This window comes from Pseudomonas lutea, assembly GCF_000759445.1.
Classification (GTDB): Bacteria; Pseudomonadota; Gammaproteobacteria; order Pseudomonadales; family Pseudomonadaceae; genus Aquipseudomonas; species Aquipseudomonas lutea.
Genome location: NZ_JRMB01000002.1, coordinates 1746224 through 1762512 on the forward strand (window position 1 = coordinate 1746224; position 16289 = coordinate 1762512).

The 16289-nt window shown below is 59.5% G+C and carries 13 protein-coding genes; 8 read left to right on the forward strand and 5 right to left on the reverse strand.

The window, feature by feature from the left end:
• Window positions 1–171: 171 nt before the first annotated feature.
• Window positions 172–1083, reverse strand: a complete 912-nt coding sequence (locus LT42_RS19970) for a LysR substrate-binding domain-containing protein (protein ID WP_037016799.1) — start codon at window positions 1081–1083, stop codon at window positions 172–174.
• A gap of 210 nt (window positions 1084–1293) precedes the next feature.
• On the opposite strand from LT42_RS19970, the gene LT42_RS19975 reads away from it, so the two are divergent.
• The 3 genes from LT42_RS19975 (at window position 1294) to LT42_RS19985 (ending at window position 5407) form a co-directional block, all read left to right on the forward strand.
• Window positions 1294–2718: an aspartate ammonia-lyase gene (locus tag LT42_RS19975; protein ID WP_037016802.1), complete on the forward strand. Its 1425-nt coding sequence runs from the start codon at window positions 1294–1296 to the stop codon at window positions 2716–2718.
• Window positions 2719–2916: 198 nt separating this feature from the next.
• Window positions 2917–4371: an alanine/glycine:cation symporter family protein gene (locus LT42_RS19980; protein WP_037016805.1), complete on the forward strand. Its 1455-nt coding sequence runs from the start codon at window positions 2917–2919 to the stop codon at window positions 4369–4371.
• A gap of 31 nt (window positions 4372–4402) precedes the next feature.
• Complete coding sequence (locus tag LT42_RS19985) at window positions 4403–5407, forward strand: asparaginase (protein ID WP_037016807.1); 1005 nt, start codon at window positions 4403–4405, stop codon at window positions 5405–5407.
• A gap of 87 nt (window positions 5408–5494) precedes the next feature.
• Here the strand turns inward: LT42_RS19985 and LT42_RS19990 are convergent, their stop codons facing one another.
• Window positions 5495–6394 carry a bestrophin family protein gene (locus tag LT42_RS19990; protein WP_037016809.1) on the reverse strand — a complete coding sequence of 300 codons (900 nt, stop codon included), beginning with the start codon at window positions 6392–6394 and terminating at the stop codon, window positions 5495–5497.
• 235 nt (window positions 6395–6629) lie between these two features.
• Between LT42_RS19990 and tkt the strand changes: the two genes are divergently transcribed.
• A complete protein-coding gene (tkt, locus tag LT42_RS19995; RefSeq protein ID WP_081955423.1) occupies window positions 6630–8741 on the forward strand; it encodes a transketolase in 2112 nt (703 codons plus the stop codon).
• 108 nt (window positions 8742–8849) lie between these two features.
• Here the strand turns inward: tkt and LT42_RS20000 are convergent, their stop codons facing one another.
• Both LT42_RS20000 and pdxR read right to left on the reverse strand, forming a co-directional pair.
• A complete protein-coding gene (locus tag LT42_RS20000; RefSeq protein WP_037016812.1) occupies window positions 8850–10061 on the reverse strand; it encodes a YeeE/YedE family protein in 1212 nt (403 codons plus the stop codon).
• 92 nt (window positions 10062–10153) lie between these two features.
• Window positions 10154–11701: a MocR-like pyridoxine biosynthesis transcription factor PdxR gene (pdxR, locus tag LT42_RS20005; RefSeq protein ID WP_037016814.1), complete on the reverse strand. Its 1548-nt coding sequence runs from the start codon at window positions 11699–11701 to the stop codon at window positions 10154–10156.
• An 88-nt stretch (window positions 11702–11789) separates the two neighbouring features.
• Here pdxR and LT42_RS20010 point away from each other — a divergent pair, with 88 nt between their 5' ends.
• The 4 genes from LT42_RS20010 to LT42_RS20025 all read left to right on the forward strand — a co-directional run bounded on the left by LT42_RS20010 (window position 11790) and on the right by LT42_RS20025 (window position 14264).
• Complete coding sequence (locus tag LT42_RS20010; RefSeq protein WP_037016816.1) at window positions 11790–12431, forward strand: FMN-binding negative transcriptional regulator; 642 nt, start codon at window positions 11790–11792, stop codon at window positions 12429–12431.
• Entirely contained in the window at window positions 12424–12870 is a 447-nt protein-coding gene (locus LT42_RS20015) for a GNAT family N-acetyltransferase (RefSeq protein WP_037016819.1), read from the forward strand. Before LT42_RS20010 ends, LT42_RS20015 begins: the two co-directional genes overlap by 8 nt.
• 17 nt (window positions 12871–12887) lie before the next feature.
• The gene (locus LT42_RS20020; RefSeq protein WP_037016822.1) at window positions 12888–13571 is read left to right on the forward strand and encodes a GNAT family N-acetyltransferase; all 684 of its coding nucleotides are present in this window, start codon (window positions 12888–12890) and stop codon (window positions 13569–13571) included.
• A gap of 105 nt (window positions 13572–13676) precedes the next feature.
• Window positions 13677–14264 carry a hypothetical protein gene (locus LT42_RS20025; protein WP_037016825.1) on the forward strand — a complete coding sequence of 196 codons (588 nt, stop codon included), beginning with the start codon at window positions 13677–13679 and terminating at the stop codon, window positions 14262–14264.
• 120 nt (window positions 14265–14384) lie between these two features.
• Here the strand turns inward: LT42_RS20025 and oadA are convergent, their stop codons facing one another.
• Complete coding sequence (gene oadA, locus LT42_RS20030; RefSeq protein WP_037016828.1) at window positions 14385–16193, reverse strand: sodium-extruding oxaloacetate decarboxylase subunit alpha; 1809 nt, start codon at window positions 16191–16193, stop codon at window positions 14385–14387.
• Window positions 16194–16289: the final 96 nt, after the last annotated feature.

A 16289-nucleotide genomic window follows, 5' to 3' on the forward strand; every position in this document is an offset into this window, starting at 1 on the left:
ACAACAAGCCACGCGGGAGGACCGGCGTGGCTTGTCGTACAAATTATGACCAGTCGAACCGGCCGAAGGCCGCGGAGTATACCGCAAAGAGTCTCGTTTGACAGACTGCCGGCGACCTCCTGTCAGCCAACGAAACAGGGCGAGGGAAGCCCATATTTGCTGACTCCGAGGTCAAGCGGCAGGCGGTGTGCCGCTGCTTTCAAGCTTGCGCCACAGCAGGCGCACATTGGCCTTGCGAACCAGCGCGCAGCGGTAAAGCCGTATTTCCAGCGGAACGTGCCATTGGGGGCCGCCACAGATCACCAGCTCACCGCGCTCAAGCTCTGCCGTCACGCTCAATCGAGGCACCCACGCGATGCCCAAGCCCTGGAGCGCCATGCCTTTGAGGCTGTCGGCCATGGCCGTTTCATAGATCGTGGTGAAGCGCACGCTGCGTTGACGCAGCAGCAGGTTCACCGAGCGGCCCAAAAACGCGCCCGCGCTGTACGCCAGCAGCGGCACGCTCTGCTCCCCTTCCAGATCGAACAAGGACTGACCTTGCTCGTCCGTTGAGCAAACCGGCAGCATTTCGGTCATGCCCAGGTGCAGCGACGGGAATATCTCGGCGTCCATCTGCAGGGCAGCATCGGGGTCGTAAAACGCGAGCATCAGGTCACAGCCGCCTTCACGCAGCGCATGCACCGCGTCGCCGACGTTGGTGGCGACAAGACGCGTGGCGATGTTCAGCCCCTCGTTGCGCAACTGCGCAATCCAGCGAGGGAAGAAGCTCAGCGCCAGCGAATGGGCCGCTGCGATCTGCATGACTTCGCCCTGCCCGCTTTCCAGATGGTGCAGATGGCGCAGGACCTCACCCAGCTGATCGACAACGGTACGGGCGGTGACCAGGAATAACTGCCCCGCCGCCGTCAACTCGATCGGCGTTCGGGAGCGATTGACCAGCGTCAGCCCCAGCGCCGCCTCAAGGCTGCGAATGCGCCGACTGAAAGCAGGCTGCGTGACGAACCTGCGCTCCGCTGCCTGAGAGAAACTGCGGGTCGCCGCCAGAGCGCTGAAATCTTCCAGCCATTTGCTTTCAAGGTTCATCATTTCTCCAGCGCGAAAAGTTGCGTGACCGCAATGCGCAAGCGCGGCCTCCCTAAAGGTTCATACGCTTGCCACTGCCCTGTCGTCACATCGACATTATGCCGTTTGTGCATAGGGCAGCGTTTAACAGCATTGGTCCAGAATAAGCCTCAAGCCTAGTATCAGCGGCGTTCCGGCTCAGTCCGTGCCCATCTTGAGACGTTCTCTATCATGTCCTCCGCTGCATCATTTCGCATCGAAAAAGACTTGCTTGGCATTCTCGAAGTCCCCGCTGAAGCGTATTACGGCATCCAGACCCTGCGCGCAGTGCATAACTTCCGCCTGTCTGGCGTCCCGCTTTCGCATTACCCGAAGCTGGTCGTAGCGCTGGCGATGGTCAAGCAGGCTGCAGCAGACGCAAACCATCAACTCGGGCACTTGAGCGCCGACAAGCACGCGGGCATCAGCGAAGCGTGCGCACGGCTGATCCGTGGCGATTTTCATGACCAGTTCGTCGTGGACATGATCCAGGGTGGCGCCGGTACGTCCACCAACATGAACGCCAACGAAGTCATCGCCAACATCGCCCTGGAGTCGATGGGCCACGCCAAGGGTGAATACAACTATTTGCACCCCAACAACGACGTGAACATGGCCCAGTCCACCAACGACGCCTACCCGACGGCCATCCGCCTGGGCCTGCTCCTGGGCCACGACTCGTTGCTCGCCAGCCTCGATAGCCTCATTCAGGCATTCGCAGCCAAAGGCCACGAGTTCAATCATGTACTTAAGATGGGCCGAACCCAGCTGCAAGACGCCGTTCCGATGACCTTGGGTCAGGAGTTCCGCGCCTTCGCCACGACGTTGACCGAAGACCTCAACCGCCTGCGCACTCTGGCGCCCGAGCTGCTGACCGAAGTCAACCTGGGAGGTACCGCGATCGGTACCGGCATCAACGCCGACCCGGGCTATCAGCACCTCGCCGTGCAACGCCTTGCGACCATCAGCGGCCAGCCGCTGGTACCGGCCGCCGACCTGATCGAAGCGACGTCAGACATGGGCGCTTTCGTGCTGTTCTCCGGGATGCTCAAGCGCACTGCGGTCAAGTTGTCGAAGATTTGCAACGACCTGCGCCTGCTCTCCAGCGGCCCGCGCACCGGGATCAACGAAATCAATCTTCCTGCGCGTCAGCCGGGCAGCTCGATCATGCCGGGCAAGGTCAATCCGGTGATCCCGGAGGCGGTAAACATGTGCGCCTTCGAAATCATGGGCAATGACCTGGCACTGACCATTGCCGCCGAAGGCGGACAGCTGCAGCTGAACGTGATGGAGCCACTGATCGCTTACAAGATCTTCGACTCGATCCGCTTGCTGCAACGGGCCATGGACATGCTGCGCGAGCATTGCATCGTCGGCATCACGGCCAACGAAGTGCGCTGCCGCGAGCTGGTCGAGCACTCCATCGGCCTCGTCACTGCGCTGAACCCTTACATCGGTTACGAAAACGCCACCCGCATTGCCCGCGTCGCCCTCGAAACAGGCCGCGGTGTGCTGGAGCTGGTGCGTGAAGAGGGCTTGCTTGATGACGTCATGCTGGCGGACATCCTGCGACCCGAGAACATGATCGCGCCGAGACTCGTGCCTTTGAAGGCTTGATCTCCGGCCCCTGCGTCAATTGCAACAGGATCACCAGGCTGAGGGTCTAGACACCCCTCACCCTTTTGAGGGCCGGAAGCACATGCTTCCAGGCCCTTTTTTTTGCCTGCGTTACGTCGGCTTGCAACAAACCGGATAAAGACTCCAATAACGCGCACCGGTATAGTGCGCACCCTCTAAGAAAGCGAGGAAACACCAATGCTTGAAGTCATCAACGACTTCCTCTCGGGAAAAGTACTGATCGTGCTCATTGTAGGGCTCGGTGGATATTTCACCATTCGCTCGCGTTTCGTTCAGTTCCGCCACTTCTTTCACATGTTTTCAGTGTTCCGCGACAGCCTGCGCAGCAGCGCGGGGCAACTGAGCTCATTTCAAGCCCTGATGCTGAGCCTCGCCGGGCGCGTGGGTGCCGGTAATATCGCAGGCGTCGGTATTGCTGTGACACTGGGTGGGCCCGGTGCCGTGTTCTGGATGTGGGTCACCGCTCTGGTCGGCATGGCCAGCAGCTTTTTTGAATGCTCCCTCGGCCAACTCTACAAACGCTGCGACGCGGAAGGCCAATACCGCGGTGGCCCCTCGTATTACATTCAGCACGGCCTGGGCAAGCGCTGGCTGGGGATGATCATGGCGGTGTTGCTGCTGGTGACGTTCGGTTTCGCCTTCAACGGCCTGCAATCCCACGCCGTGACTCACTCGCTCAACGATGCGTTCAAGGTTTCGCCGGGCTATGCCGGTGTTGGCCTGGCAATTCTGCTGGGGCTGGTATTCGTCGGTGGCATCAAACGCATCGCTGCAGTGGCCGACCTGCTGGTGCCAATCAAAACGCTGGTTTACATCGCGGTCACGCTGTACGTCATCGGCGTCCAGTTCGAACACGTGCCGCACATGCTGATGACCATCGTCAAAAGCGCGTTCGGTATGGATGAAGTGTTTGGCGGGCTGATCGGCAGCGCCATCGTGATGGGCGTAAAACGCGGCGTCTTCGCCAACGAAGCCGGTCTGGGCAGCGCGCCAAACGTGGCAGCCGTTGCGCACGTTGAGCATCCCGTTGCACAGGGCGTCGTCCAGGCGTTCAGCGTGTTCCTCGATACCTTCGTCATCTGCACCTGCACCGCCCTGCTGATCCTGCTGTCCGGGTTCTATACCCCGGGTTTCGAGGGCGACGGCATTGCCCTGACGCAGAACTCTTTGGCCGCCGTTGTGGGTGACTGGGGCAAGTTGTTCATCAGCGTGGCACTGGCACTGTTCGTGTTCACGTCGATTCTCTACAACTACTATCTGGGTGAAAACAGCCTGCGCTTCCTGCTGGGCGAAAACCGCAAAGCGATTTTCGGCTACCGTGTGCTGGTGCTCGCGCTCATTCTATGGGGTGCGGTCGAAGATCTGGGGACGGTGTTCGCGTTTGCCGACATCACCATGACCCTGCTGGCGTTCGTTAACCTGATCGCGTTGGCGATGCTGTTCAAAATCGCGCTGCGGGTATTGAACGACTACGATGCTCAGCGTAAAGCCGGCATCAAGACGCCAGTGTTCGACTCCAGCCAGTTCCCTGACCTGGATTTGGACCTGCAGGCCTGGCCCAAGCCTGGTACCGCTCAGCCTGCGGCAACCGCCACAGCGATCAGTGGCAAGCCCGTCGTAGACGCGCCTTGATTATTTGAACGTCGATCTCGGGGAGACAGGCATGAACAGCGCAAACCACGTATCCGCCAGCCATGTGATGGTCTTGTATACCGGTGGAACCATCGGGATGCAGGCCAGCGAAAACGGTCTTGCCCCTGCTTCCGGCTTTGAAGCCCGAATGGCTGCGCAACTTACTGCACAGCCGAATGTGCACGTACCGCAGTGGACATTCCGTGAAATGTCTCCCTTGATCGACAGCGCCAATATGACCCCTGCCTATTGGCAGCGTTTGCGCGAAGCGGTGGTCGATGCCGTCGACATCACCGGGTGCGACGGGGTGCTGGTTCTGCACGGCACCGACACGCTGGCGTACAGCGCAGCGGCCATGAGCTTTCAGCTGTCGGGCTTGCATGCGCCTGTGGTTTTCACAGGGTCCATGCTGCCCGCGGGCGTACCCGACAGCGATGCCTGGGAAAACGTCACCGGCGCTCTGCAGGTGCTTGGGAGTGGACTCGCTGCGGGCGTGCATCTGTATTTCCACGGCGAACTGCTGGAGCCGACGCGTTGCGCCAAGATTCGAAGCTTTGGCCGTAATCCATTTGCTGCGCTCAACCGCGCTCGCGGCGGCAAGGTGGCACCGGCTCTGCCCGCTGCTCTCGATTATCGCCAGCCAAAGGATCTGGCGAATGTTGCCGTCCTGCCACTGTTCCCCGGCATTGGCGCGGCACAGCTCGACGGTTTGATCGACAGCGGCATACAGGGTCTGGTGCTGGAGTGCTTCGGCAACGGTACAGGCCCCAGCGATAACGCCGATTTTCTCGCCAGCCTGCAACGGGCGCGGCAGCAAGGCGTCGTCGTGGTCGCTATCACCCAGTGCCACGAAGGCGGCGTAGAGCTGGATGTTTATGAGGCTGGCAGCCGGTTGCGCAGTGTCGGCGTGCTGTCAGGTGGCGGCATGACCCGTGAGGCGGCTTTCGGCAAGCTGCACGCGCTGCTCGGCACCGGGCTGGATGGGGATGAAGTGCGCCGTTGGGTCGAGCTCGATATCTGTGGGGAGTTGCGCTAAGGGCTCAGCTCTCGGGTGGACTAGAGTGGCGCTCCCGCAGAGCCGTATCAATCCTTGATGCGGCTCATGCCAACGGTTACTCGCTTATTACGGATAAACAGCCTCCACCGGCCGCTTTTCTATCGCGTCCTGCAGCATCGAGTTCAGATTGCCCGAGATGTTTTCGCACAGCGCTTTCATCTGGATCTCATGCTCGGAGGCCTTGAAAGGGCTTTGCAGGTCGGTGCCGATCTTCTCGATGGCCAGCAGCATGAAACCGACCACGGTCGATGCCAACGGCGTGAACCATCCCAGCGTTTCCACCAGCCCGATAGGCACGATGATGCAAAACAGCGTGATGAACAGGCGCGGGAACGTCACGTAAGGATAGGGCAACGGCGTATTGGCGATACGCTCCATCCCGCCCTGGTTATTGGACAGCTCCACCAAGGTCGCCTCCAGTCGCTCCAGCCGGATGCTGTCCAGACGCCCCGCCTTGTACTCCTGCGCAATGATCGCCGCAGATTCATTAAGGATCGCGTTGGGAAAGTTATTGGTGCGTGTACGCCGCTCATACTCTTCGCGGGAAATCATGGCGGTGACGTGTTCGCCACAATCGTTGCCCTTCAGATGAGCTGACAGGCATTCAACATAGGCGACGTGCCGGCGCAAAAGTGCTGCCTTGACCGGGTTCAGCCCGTCCCCGTCATCAATGAATGTCAGCACTTGTCGTGCGAAGCTGCGTGAGTTGTTGACCAGCGCTCCCCACAACGTGCGCGCCTCCCACCACCGGTTGTAAGCGCTGGTGTTACGGAAGCTGGTGAGCACGACCAGCGCCGAACCCAGCAGGGTCAGGGGCATGGACGGCAAGGTGATCTTGCGATCCAGAAAAAGCATGAAGTCGACAGTGACGACCACGTCCCAAATCAAAAGCCAGAACAGAGACCAACCAATGTAGGTAAACGTCCTGATCATGGCGCGGTACTTCTTGATGATCATTTCCTGCAAGAGCCACCTCCATCGCAATACGTTGAATCAGTCGGCAAAGGCTCGACCCAAAGCTTCGAATGCGTCTGGGCAAGTTCGTTCGTTGCTGGAGCAGGCTATATGTAACCAGATAATGGCGGAAGCTGAATCGCTTCTCCACCGGATCGCCTGACAGATTGTTCATGGAACGATCACAGCCTTCAGGGGCTCAACACCTATCTGGATGTTTCAGCTACCCGTCACGAGGAGAACGTTAATGAGCTCGTCTGCCAACTCTCACTCCACCGAACGATCCGCCGCCGCGCGTCCCTTCACGCCGCACAACGACCGCGACCAACTGACCATCAACACGATTCGTACCTTGGCCATGGATGCGGTGCAAAAAGCCAATTCTGGCCACCCTGGTACGCCCATGGCGTTGGCCCCGGTCGGCTACACGCTGTGGAAAGACTTCCTCCGTTATCACCCTGAACATCCCGACTGGCCGAACCGCGACCGCTTCGTGCTATCGGTCGGTCACGCGTCGATGCTGCTGTATTCGCTGCTGCACCTGGCCGGCGTGATCGAAATCGATGAGCATGGGAAACCGTCGGGCAAGCCGGCCGTGAGCGTTGAGGACATCAAGCAGTTTCGCCAGATGGACTCCAAGACCCCGGGCCACCCTGAATACCGCATGACCACTGGAGTGGAGACCACGACCGGCCCGCTGGGGCAAGGTTGCGCCAACAGCGTGGGCATGGCCATGGGCGAGCGCTGGCTGGGCGAGCACTTCAACAAGCCGGATGCGACCCTGTTCGACTACAACGTTTACGTCCTGTGCGGCGATGGCGACATGATGGAAGGTGTGACGGCGGAGGCGGCATCGATTGCCGGGCACCTCAAGCTGTCGAATCTGTGCTGGATCTACGACAACAACACCATCAGCATCGAGGGCCACACTGAACTCGCCTACAGCGATGACGTGCAGAAACGCTTCGAAGGGTACGGCTGGAAAATCCTCCACGTGAAAGACGCCAACGATGCCGCCGCCCTGGCGAATGCACTTCAAACCTTTCAGCAAACCCAAGACGCGCCAACGCTGATTGTGGTCGACAGCATCATTGGGTTCGGCTCGCCCAACAAACACAACACCGCAGCTGCACACGGCGAGCCCCTGGGCGATGACGAAATCAAGCTGACGAAAAAGGCTTACGGCTGGGATGAAAACAGCAGCTTCCTGGTGCCGGAAGACGCTCGCCACTGCCTGCGCGACGCGCTGTTGGAACGTAGCGGCAGCGAGTATGACGCCTGGCTTGCGACCTACAAGCAATTCGAGAAGGACCAGCCTGAGCTTGCCGATCAGCTCAAGCGCATGCGTGCCGGTGAAATGCCAGAAGGCTGGCAAAACAAACAAATGACTTTTGAAGCGGACCCAAAAGGCATCGCCTCCCGCGCGTCTGGCGGGAAGGTGCTGAATGCCTTCGCGGAACAAATTCCGTGGCTTATCGGCGGCTCGGCGGACCTTTCGCCCTCGACCAAGACAAATCTGACGTTTGATGGAGCGGGCAGCTTCGAAGCGGGCAATTACGGCGGGCGTAACCTGCATTTCGGTATTCGCGAACATGCCATGGGCTCCATCGCAAACGGCTTGGCGCTGTCCTATATCCGCCCCTACACCTCGACGTTTCTGGTGTTCAGCGACTACATGAAGCCGCCCATTCGTTTGGCGTCGATCATGGAATTGCCGGTAGTGTTTGTCTTCACCCATGACTCCATTGGCGTGGGAGAAGACGGTCCGACGCACCAGCCCATTGAGCAGTTGACCCAGCTGCGGGCTACTCCAGGTGTGCTGACAATCCGTCCGGGTGATGCCAATGAAACGGCGCAGGCCTGGAAAGTCGCACTGGCCCAGACCAGCAGACCTTCCTGTCTGGTGCTGTCGCGTCAGCCATTGCCAACGCTCGATCGCTCGAAATACGCCAGCGCCGAGGGCCTTACCAAGGGCGCTTATGTGCTTGCCGATGCGGTCGCCGGGAAGGTGGACGTTATCCTGATTGCTACCGGCAGCGAAGTCGGCATGACCGTCGAAGCATTCGAGACGCTCAAGGCGCAGGGCATTGCCGCACGGGTCGTGTCCATGCCGAGCTGGGAGCTGTTTGAAGATCAGGACAAGGCCTATCGTGACAGCGTGCTGCCACCTTCTGTCACCGCACGAGTAGTGGTAGAGCAAGCGGGCCCGGTGGGCTGGGATCGCTATGTCGGTCAGACCGGCGCCAAAGTCGTGATGAACACCTTCGGGGCATCCGCTCCGATCGACAAGCTGCAAGCGAAGTACGGTTTTACTGCGCAGAACATCGCCAAAGTGGCGAAAGAGCAACTGGCCGGTTAAACGCAGCGCCGATGCGCTTGCTTGGGGGCAAGGAGTGTCTGGCCTGAAAATGACCAGACGCTCAGCGTCGCAAGCTAGCGCGATTTCTCCTTTTGGGTGCGGGCTCGATCAGCACCCTGTCAAAACAGTGGGGCGCCGCTCGCCTTCAAAGAAGAACGGGCGGATGCGCACACCCACCGCGTTGCCGGCGAAGGCAGCGATCAGCCACAACCATCCATGCACGCTACCCGAAGCAATACCGCTGAAGTAGGCGCCGATGTTGCAGCCGTACGCCAGCCGCGAACCGTAGCCCAGCAACAAACCACCAATGACAGCGGCCATCAGCGAGCGCGCCGGGATTTTCAAGCTTGGGGCGAATCGTCCTGCAAGGCCTGCCGCCAATGCGGCACCCAGCATGATGCCGATGTCCATGACGGTGGTGATGTCTTCCCAGACTGGCGCTGCCAATGCCTTGGCGTTTGCCGGCATCTGCCAGAACGGCCAGCTCGCCACATCAACACCCAGACCACCGGCCACCTTTGCACCCCAGAGTGCGAACGCTGCGGTAATACCCCACGGCCGACCGGCCAATACCAACGTGGCGTAGTTGAGCAGCGCGAGTGCCACCGCTCCCCACACCAGAGGCCACGGACCGCGCAAAAAGCGCCGCACACCAACGTGTTCGCTCGAGACAGCAGCTTCCAGATCGCCATGCCGACGCTTTTCAAGCCTGACGGTGACCCAGGCGATAGTTGCAAACAGCGCCAGGCTGATGAGCAATGCGGGGATCACCCCAAAACTTTTCACGATGGACGTCGCCGGAAACGATGGCAACGAGAACCACCAGTCGACATGGTGAGTCGCGATCAGCGAACCGATGATGAAGAACAGCAAGGTCACGAGCATCCGCGCGTTTCCCCCACCGACGGTAAACAGCGTGCCGGACGCGCAGCCGCCACCCATTTGCATGCCGATGCCGAAGATGAACGCGCCGAAGACAACAGACACTCCCGCCGGGGCGACCAGACCGGTCACCGGCGTTCCAAACAGGGTGCCTGCACCCAATGCGGGAAAGAACAACACGACCGCAACCGCCAACATCACCATCTGCGCGCGCAGGCCGGCGCCGCGCCGCTCATTGATGAACACCCGCCATGCGGACGTGAAACCAAAGGCAGCGTGATAAAGCGTCAGACCCAGCGCTGCGCCTACGATCAGCAACAACACTTGCCTGCCACCCACGGCAGATTGTAGAAACAGTGCACCGACCACCAACAAAAAGAAGGCGATCAACGGCGCGCCCAGCTTGCGCTGCGGCGCCAGGGATAGAGGAAGGCTCATGAGGTATCTCGGAAGAAGGATTGCAATGCGGGCGATTATACGCCGGTGCCAGCCTGATAACGTGCCATCTATCTTCCCGTGCCTCATCGCGATCACGTTGGCCATACCCCACGCAGTCGCATTAACGCTGATGCGATATCTGGCTCCGGCACCGCCGCAAACCCAAGCACCAGGCCCGCTCTTTGATCCATCGGGGTAGCAGAGTCGGGCAACCAGTAATCGCTGAGTGGGTTGATCTCGACGCCCACACTTTCCGCGAGCGTTATTAATTGTCGCTCCCGCGCCATGCAGTCCACCTTAACCGCGACGTGCAGCCCCGCAACGGGCGTTGGCATCGGGCCGCATCCGGGAATATCGTCTGGCCAGGCGGCGAGCAGCGCATTGCGCCTGCTGAGCGAAGCGCGGCGCATGCGGCGAATATGCCGCTGAAAATGTCCGGCCGCGATGAACTCAGCCATGACCGCCTGTGTGGCAACCTCTGAATGCCGCATATCGACCGCACGGCGCCGGCTAAAAGGCTCGACCAGCTCCCGCGGGAGCACCAGGTAGCCCAGACGTAACGCAGGAAATGCGACCTTGCCGAAGGTGCCCACATAAAGAACACGCCCATGCTTATCGAGAGCGGCCAAGGGTGCGAGTGGCGCGCCGCTGTAACGGTATTCTCCGTCGTAGTCATCTTCAACGATCCAGCCACCCGTGCGCGCCGCCCAGGCCAGTAATTCCAGACGGCGGCTCAGGCTCATCGTGACCCCCGTCGGGTATTGGTGCGAAGGCGTGACGTAAGCAAGCGTGCAATTGGTGCCATCAAGCTCCCGGCAGCACATGCCTTCATTATCGACGCAGACTCCGCGCAACGTGGCGCCCGCTATACCAAACGCATGGCCCGCAGCACGATACCCCGGATTTTCAACTGCCACCGCATCGCCCGGCGTCAACAGCAGCTGTGCACAAAGGGTAATCGCCTGCTGCGCGCCGCTGGTGATCACTATTTGCTCAGCCGAGCAGTGCAACCCGCGAGAGGTTTTGAGATAAACCGCAATCAGCTCCCGTAAAGACCTCTCTCCTGCAGGGTCTCCGTAACCTAATCGATGAAGATCAGGCCGGCGCCAAAAAGCCGCTTGCAGCTTGCCCCACACAGCAAACGGGAATAGATCAACGGCCGGCAATCCGACACGAAACGCCCTCGGAGCGCCCGTTTTCACCGCGCTCAGATGGTGGAGGTTCAGCCGCTGAATTCCGGGCTTGGGGATAACTGCGTTATCCGGATCGGGCGCTAAAAACGGTCTGGATGTGGATAAACCTGTGGGTAAGCTTGTGGTTAACCCTGTGGACAACTTTGTGGATAGTTTCTTTTCATGCTTCGTATCCTTGTCAAGTTGCGCCACATACGTGCCGTCACCAACTCGTCCCTCAATGAACCCCTCGGCGAGTAACTGATCGTAGGCGCGCATGACGCTATTGCGCGATATACCCAACGCCGAAGCCAGATCACGACTGGCAGGCAGGCGCATACCGCTCTCCAGCCTGCCATCCAGCACTCGCTGGCGAAGCGCCTGATACAGCTGACGGCTCAAGCCCTGCCTTGGGTCGAGTTGAACACCGGCGAAGTCGAACGCTAAGGAAAGAACGGGAACTTGCATGAATTGGTCCTACTTAATGGACGGGTAATGGTCCTTTTATCTGACCAATAGCGTGCCTAGTATTGAGCCAGCCGCCAAGGAAAAGCTCATGTACCTACCTGCTCATTTCAAAGAAAACGAATTGCCCGTCCTGCACGCCCAGATAGAAGGCTCGCGGCTGGCCATGGTCGTGACTTCAGGGTCGCAAGGGTTGCAAGCCAGCCATTTGCCTTTGCTTCTGCGTCCTGATGAGGGGGATAACGGAACGTTGTATGGGCACTTCGCAAAGGCCAACCCTCAGTGGCGGGATGTGCAGGAAGGCGCTGAGGTTATGGTGATCTTCAGCGGCGCCGATGCGTATATCAGCCCTTCGTTCTACCCGGCCAAAGCCGAGCACGGCAAAGTGGTGCCGACCTGGAACTACCTGGCGGTGCACGCCTATGGTCAGGCTGAAGTGTTCACCGATCACGAGCGGTTGTTGCAAATTGTCAGCGGGCTCACCGAAAAACATGAAGCCAGCCGCGCCGAGCCATGGGCCGTCAGTGACGCGCCCGCTGATTACATCGAAAAGATGCTCAACGGAATTGTCGGCTTCGCACTCCCCATTGCCCGGCTGGAAGGCAAGCGCAAGCTCAACCAGAACCGCAGCGCCGAAGACATTGCCGGCGTCAGCAAAGGGCTGGCGCAGAGCCCAAACCCCTCCGATCAACACATTGCTCAATTGATGAGCCAAGGAACGCCGCGTGTCTGACCTCGATATCCGCCCTATAACCGCCGATGATCACGACGTCTGGCTGCCCTTGTGGACGACCTACCTGAGCTTCTACAAAACGACGCTGCCGGAGACGGTCAGCCAGACTACCTGGCAGCGCTTTCTGGATGACAACGAACCCACCCATGCTGCTCTTGCCTGGCAGGACGGCAAAGCGGTGGGCATGGTGCATTTCATCTATCACCGTTCAAACTGGAGCATCAGCAACGCGTGCTACCTGCAGGATCTGCTGGTCGCGCCGGACCAGCGTGGCACGGGCGTCGGCCGCAGGCTGATCGAGTACGTGTACGCAACGGCCAAGCGGGACGGTGCCGACAAGGTTCACTGGCTCACCCACGAAACCAACGCCACCGCCATTCAGCTCTATGAGCGTATCGCTGAGCGCCCGGGCTTCATCCAATTTCGCAAACCGCTGTAGCATCAGGAGTTCTCGACATGTCGGACCTCGACCATTGGCAATCAGCCAAACTGCCTGACACTCGCACGCTGCAAGGGCGCTTTATTCGCCTGGAAAAACTGAGCGCCGCCCGCCATGGCGATGGGTTATGGGAAGCGCTGGAAGGTCCGGCAGCTGACCCCAGGCTGTGGGATTACTTGTTCGTGGGGCCGTTTCCTGAGCGCAACGCATTCGATGACTATCTCGCAGGGCTGGAAGGCTCGGTAGACCCGTGGTTCTACACCGTCGTCGATCAACAGACGGGCAACATCGACGGCTTTCTTGCCCTGATGTCCATTGTGCCGAGCGCAGGCCGCATTGAGATTGGCCACGTAACCTTCGGCGCTTCCATGCAGCGCACGCCCAAAGCGACGGAAGCGGTTTATCTGCTGGCCAGGGAATCCTTCGCGCTGGGTAATCGCCGGCTGGAGTGGAAGTGCAACGCCGACAACGCCCGCTCCAAGCGCGCGGCAGAGCGCTTCGGCTTCACGTTCGAGGGGACGTTCCGCCAGCATGCGGTCTCCAAGGGACAGAACCGAAACACCGCGTGGTACTCGATCATCGACAGCGAGTGGCCAAACGTGGAGCGGGCATTCGGCGCATGGCTGGGTGTGGATAACTTCGACAACGGCCAGCAGGTGCGGAAGCTGGAAGACCTGCGTAGCCAGCCCCTGACTGAGTAGGAAACGTCCGAAAACGCTGCGTGACTCTCACAGGCACAAAAAGCTCAGGCTATCGTCAAGCGTGTTCACAGGAAGTGGACACCCTAACCATTCAAGGAAGACGACATGCAAACCCTTAATGCCCAGAAAACCCCTGAAAACCCATGGCGCGTACCGGCTCCCGTCCTTAGCAGCGGTAAGTACGGAAGCGTGATCGCTGATCGAGGATTGCTCAAGAAAGCCGTCGCCGGTTCCAACGGTCACTATCTTTTCACCGAAACTGCGGTTGGCGTCCAGTCGTTGGCGATTGTCGGCACGGCGGTGCAGGTCATTGAATTCCTGCTAAACCATCAAACGCGCGGTGTCGAATCGACGATCAAAAGCCTCCCGCACCTCTACATGGGCATCAGCCCATACACACCAAAAGCCCGATTCTCGGGGGTATTTCCCGCCAACGAGCTGCTTTCAAGCGTCGCCGACTTTTTGGGCAAATTGATCCCGGCACCGGATTGGTCAACTCTTCTTGGCGCCCCTGATCAGCTCGCCACGCTCAAGAAAGCCATTGACGGCCTGAACTCTGCAGACAAGGCCAAGGGCACTTTGCTTTACGTCAAGCTCAGCTACCTTCAGGAAGAGAAAATGTTCTTGATCGGCAGAGGTAAGGCTACGTTCAAAGACATCCTGCATGTCTTCCAGAAACACTATAAAAAGTGACAGCTGCTGCTCACCCAGCGTGAACATGAAGCAAAAAAAGAGGAGCCACGAGAGCTCCCCCAGAGGTAACTGTTCAGCCTGCCGCATCTGTGCGCGGCAGGTTGTTCTTTCAACGAAAAGTCAGCCTTCAATCTCGACCAAAATTTCGCCCGGGTTCACGCGATCACCCTTGGCCACATGAATCGCCACAACCTTGCCGGCAACCGCTGCCTGCACTTCGGTTTCCATCTTCATCGCTTCGGTAATCAGCACAGCCTGTCCCGCACGCACGCTGTCGCCTTCTTTCACCAGCACGTCAACAATATTGCCTGGCATGGTCGTGCTCACATGCCCCGGTTTGCTGGCTTGAGCACGCTTGCCGATGCCCGTGCCGACGAATTCGTTGAGCGGCTCGAACACCACTTCTTCCGGCATGCCGTCGATCGACAGATAAAAGTGACGCTTGCCCTCGGCTTTGACGCCCACACCGGTGATGTCGACGCGGTAGCTTTCGCCGTGGACATCGATCACGAACTCAGTCGGTACGCCCTCGCCGCCCGCCTTGGTCACCGCGCCCGGCTCGGGGATGGGCAGCAACGGCTCTGGGGCCAGGGTGCCTGCGGCGCGTTCTTCGAGAAACTTGCGCCCGATATCCGGGAACATGGCATACGTCAGCACGTCTTCTTCGGTGGCGGCCAATGCACCGATCTCGCCGCGCAGCTTAGTCATCTCCGGCTTGAGCAGATCGGCAGGGCGCACATCGATCAGCTCTTCATTACCGATGGCCTGCCGACGCAGCGTCTCGTCCACTTGCCCCGGCGCCTTGCCATACCCTCCGGTGAGATAAAGCTTCACTTCATTGGTGATGGTTTTATAACGCTCTCCTGCCAGCACGTTGAAAAACGCCTGGGTACCGACGATCTGCGAAGTCGGGGTCACCAGGGGCGGGTAACCCAGGTCTTTGCGCACCCGTGGAATTTCCGCCAGCACTTCAGCCATGCGGTTCAATGCGCCCTGCTCTTTGAGCTGGTTGGCGAGGTTGGAAATCATGCCTCCCGGCACCTGGTTGACTTGCACCCTGGTGTCGACCGCAGTGAATTCGCTCTCGAACTGGTGATACTTCTTACGCACGGCGTAGAAGTACAAGCCGATTTCCTGCAGCAGTTCCAGATCCAGGCCGGTGTCGAACTCGCTCCCTTTGAGCGCCGCCACCATGGATTCGGTGCCCGGGTGACTGGTGCCCCAGGCAAAACTGGAGATGGCGGTATCAATATGATCCGCACCGTTTTCCACTGCCTTGAGCTGGCACATCGCGGCCAGGCCTGCGGTGTCGTGAGAGTGAATGAACACCGGCAGCGATTGCTCGGCCTTCAGTGCCTTGACCAGCTCACCCGTCGCATACGGGGTCAGCAGACCCGCCATGTCCTTGATCGCGACAGAATCACAGCCCATCGCCTCCATCTCCTTGGCCTGCGCCACAAACGCGCCGATGGTGTGCACCGGGCTAGTGGTGTACGCAATGGTGCCCTGCGCGTGTTTGCCGGAAGCCTTCACTGCCTCAACCGCAACGCGCAGATTTCGCACGTCGTTCATGGCGTCGAAGATGCGAAAAACGTCGATACCGTTCTCTGCAGCCTTGGCGACGAATGCCTTGACGACGTCGTCGCTATAATGGCGATACCCCAACAGGTTCTGACCGCGAAGCAGCATCTGCAGGCGCGTATTGGGCAGCGCAGCGCGCAACTGACGCAGGCGCTCCCATGGATCTTCTTTCAGGAAGCGCACGCAGGCATCGAACGTTGCACCGCCCCACACTTCCAGCGACCAATAGCCGACCTTGTCGAGCTTGTCGCAGATCGGCAGCATGTCCTCGGTGCGCATACGGGTAGCCAGCAGGGACTGATGGGCGTCGCGCAGAATGGTGTCGGTGACATGGATCTTCTTGGTCATTTTTATTTCCTCAGAGCTGCAAGCGCCAAGCTGCAAGCCTCAAGCAAAAGCCGATCGCGCTCTTTCTTGCAGCTTGCCACTTGTCGCTTGCAGCTA

What these genes read in the sequence shown, in the direction of transcription:
- pdxR (WP_037016814.1), bottom strand. Translation starts at nt 11,701, where the DNA reads ATGCAAGTTCCCGTTCTTTCCTTAGCGTTCGACTTCGCCGGTGTTCAA.
- oadA (WP_037016828.1), bottom strand. Translation starts at nt 16,193, where the DNA reads ATGACCAAGAAGATCCATGTCACCGACACCATTCTGCGCGACGCCCAT.
- tkt (WP_081955423.1), top strand. Translation starts at nt 6,630, where the DNA reads ATGAGCTCGTCTGCCAACTCTCACTCCACCGAACGATCCGCCGCCGCG.
- LT42_RS20025 (WP_037016825.1), top strand. Translation starts at nt 13,677, where the DNA reads ATGCAAACCCTTAATGCCCAGAAAACCCCTGAAAACCCATGGCGCGTA.
- LT42_RS19975 (WP_037016802.1), top strand. Translation starts at nt 1,294, where the DNA reads ATGTCCTCCGCTGCATCATTTCGCATCGAAAAAGACTTGCTTGGCATT.
- LT42_RS19980 (WP_037016805.1), top strand. Translation starts at nt 2,917, where the DNA reads ATGCTTGAAGTCATCAACGACTTCCTCTCGGGAAAAGTACTGATCGTG.
- LT42_RS19985 (WP_037016807.1), top strand. Translation starts at nt 4,403, where the DNA reads ATGAACAGCGCAAACCACGTATCCGCCAGCCATGTGATGGTCTTGTAT.
- LT42_RS20020 (WP_037016822.1), top strand. Translation starts at nt 12,888, where the DNA reads ATGTCGGACCTCGACCATTGGCAATCAGCCAAACTGCCTGACACTCGC.
- LT42_RS19970 (WP_037016799.1), bottom strand. Translation starts at nt 1,083, where the DNA reads ATGAACCTTGAAAGCAAATGGCTGGAAGATTTCAGCGCTCTGGCGGCG.
- LT42_RS20010 (WP_037016816.1), top strand. Translation starts at nt 11,790, where the DNA reads ATGTACCTACCTGCTCATTTCAAAGAAAACGAATTGCCCGTCCTGCAC.
- LT42_RS20000 (WP_037016812.1), bottom strand. Translation starts at nt 10,061, where the DNA reads ATGAGCCTTCCTCTATCCCTGGCGCCGCAGCGCAAGCTGGGCGCGCCG.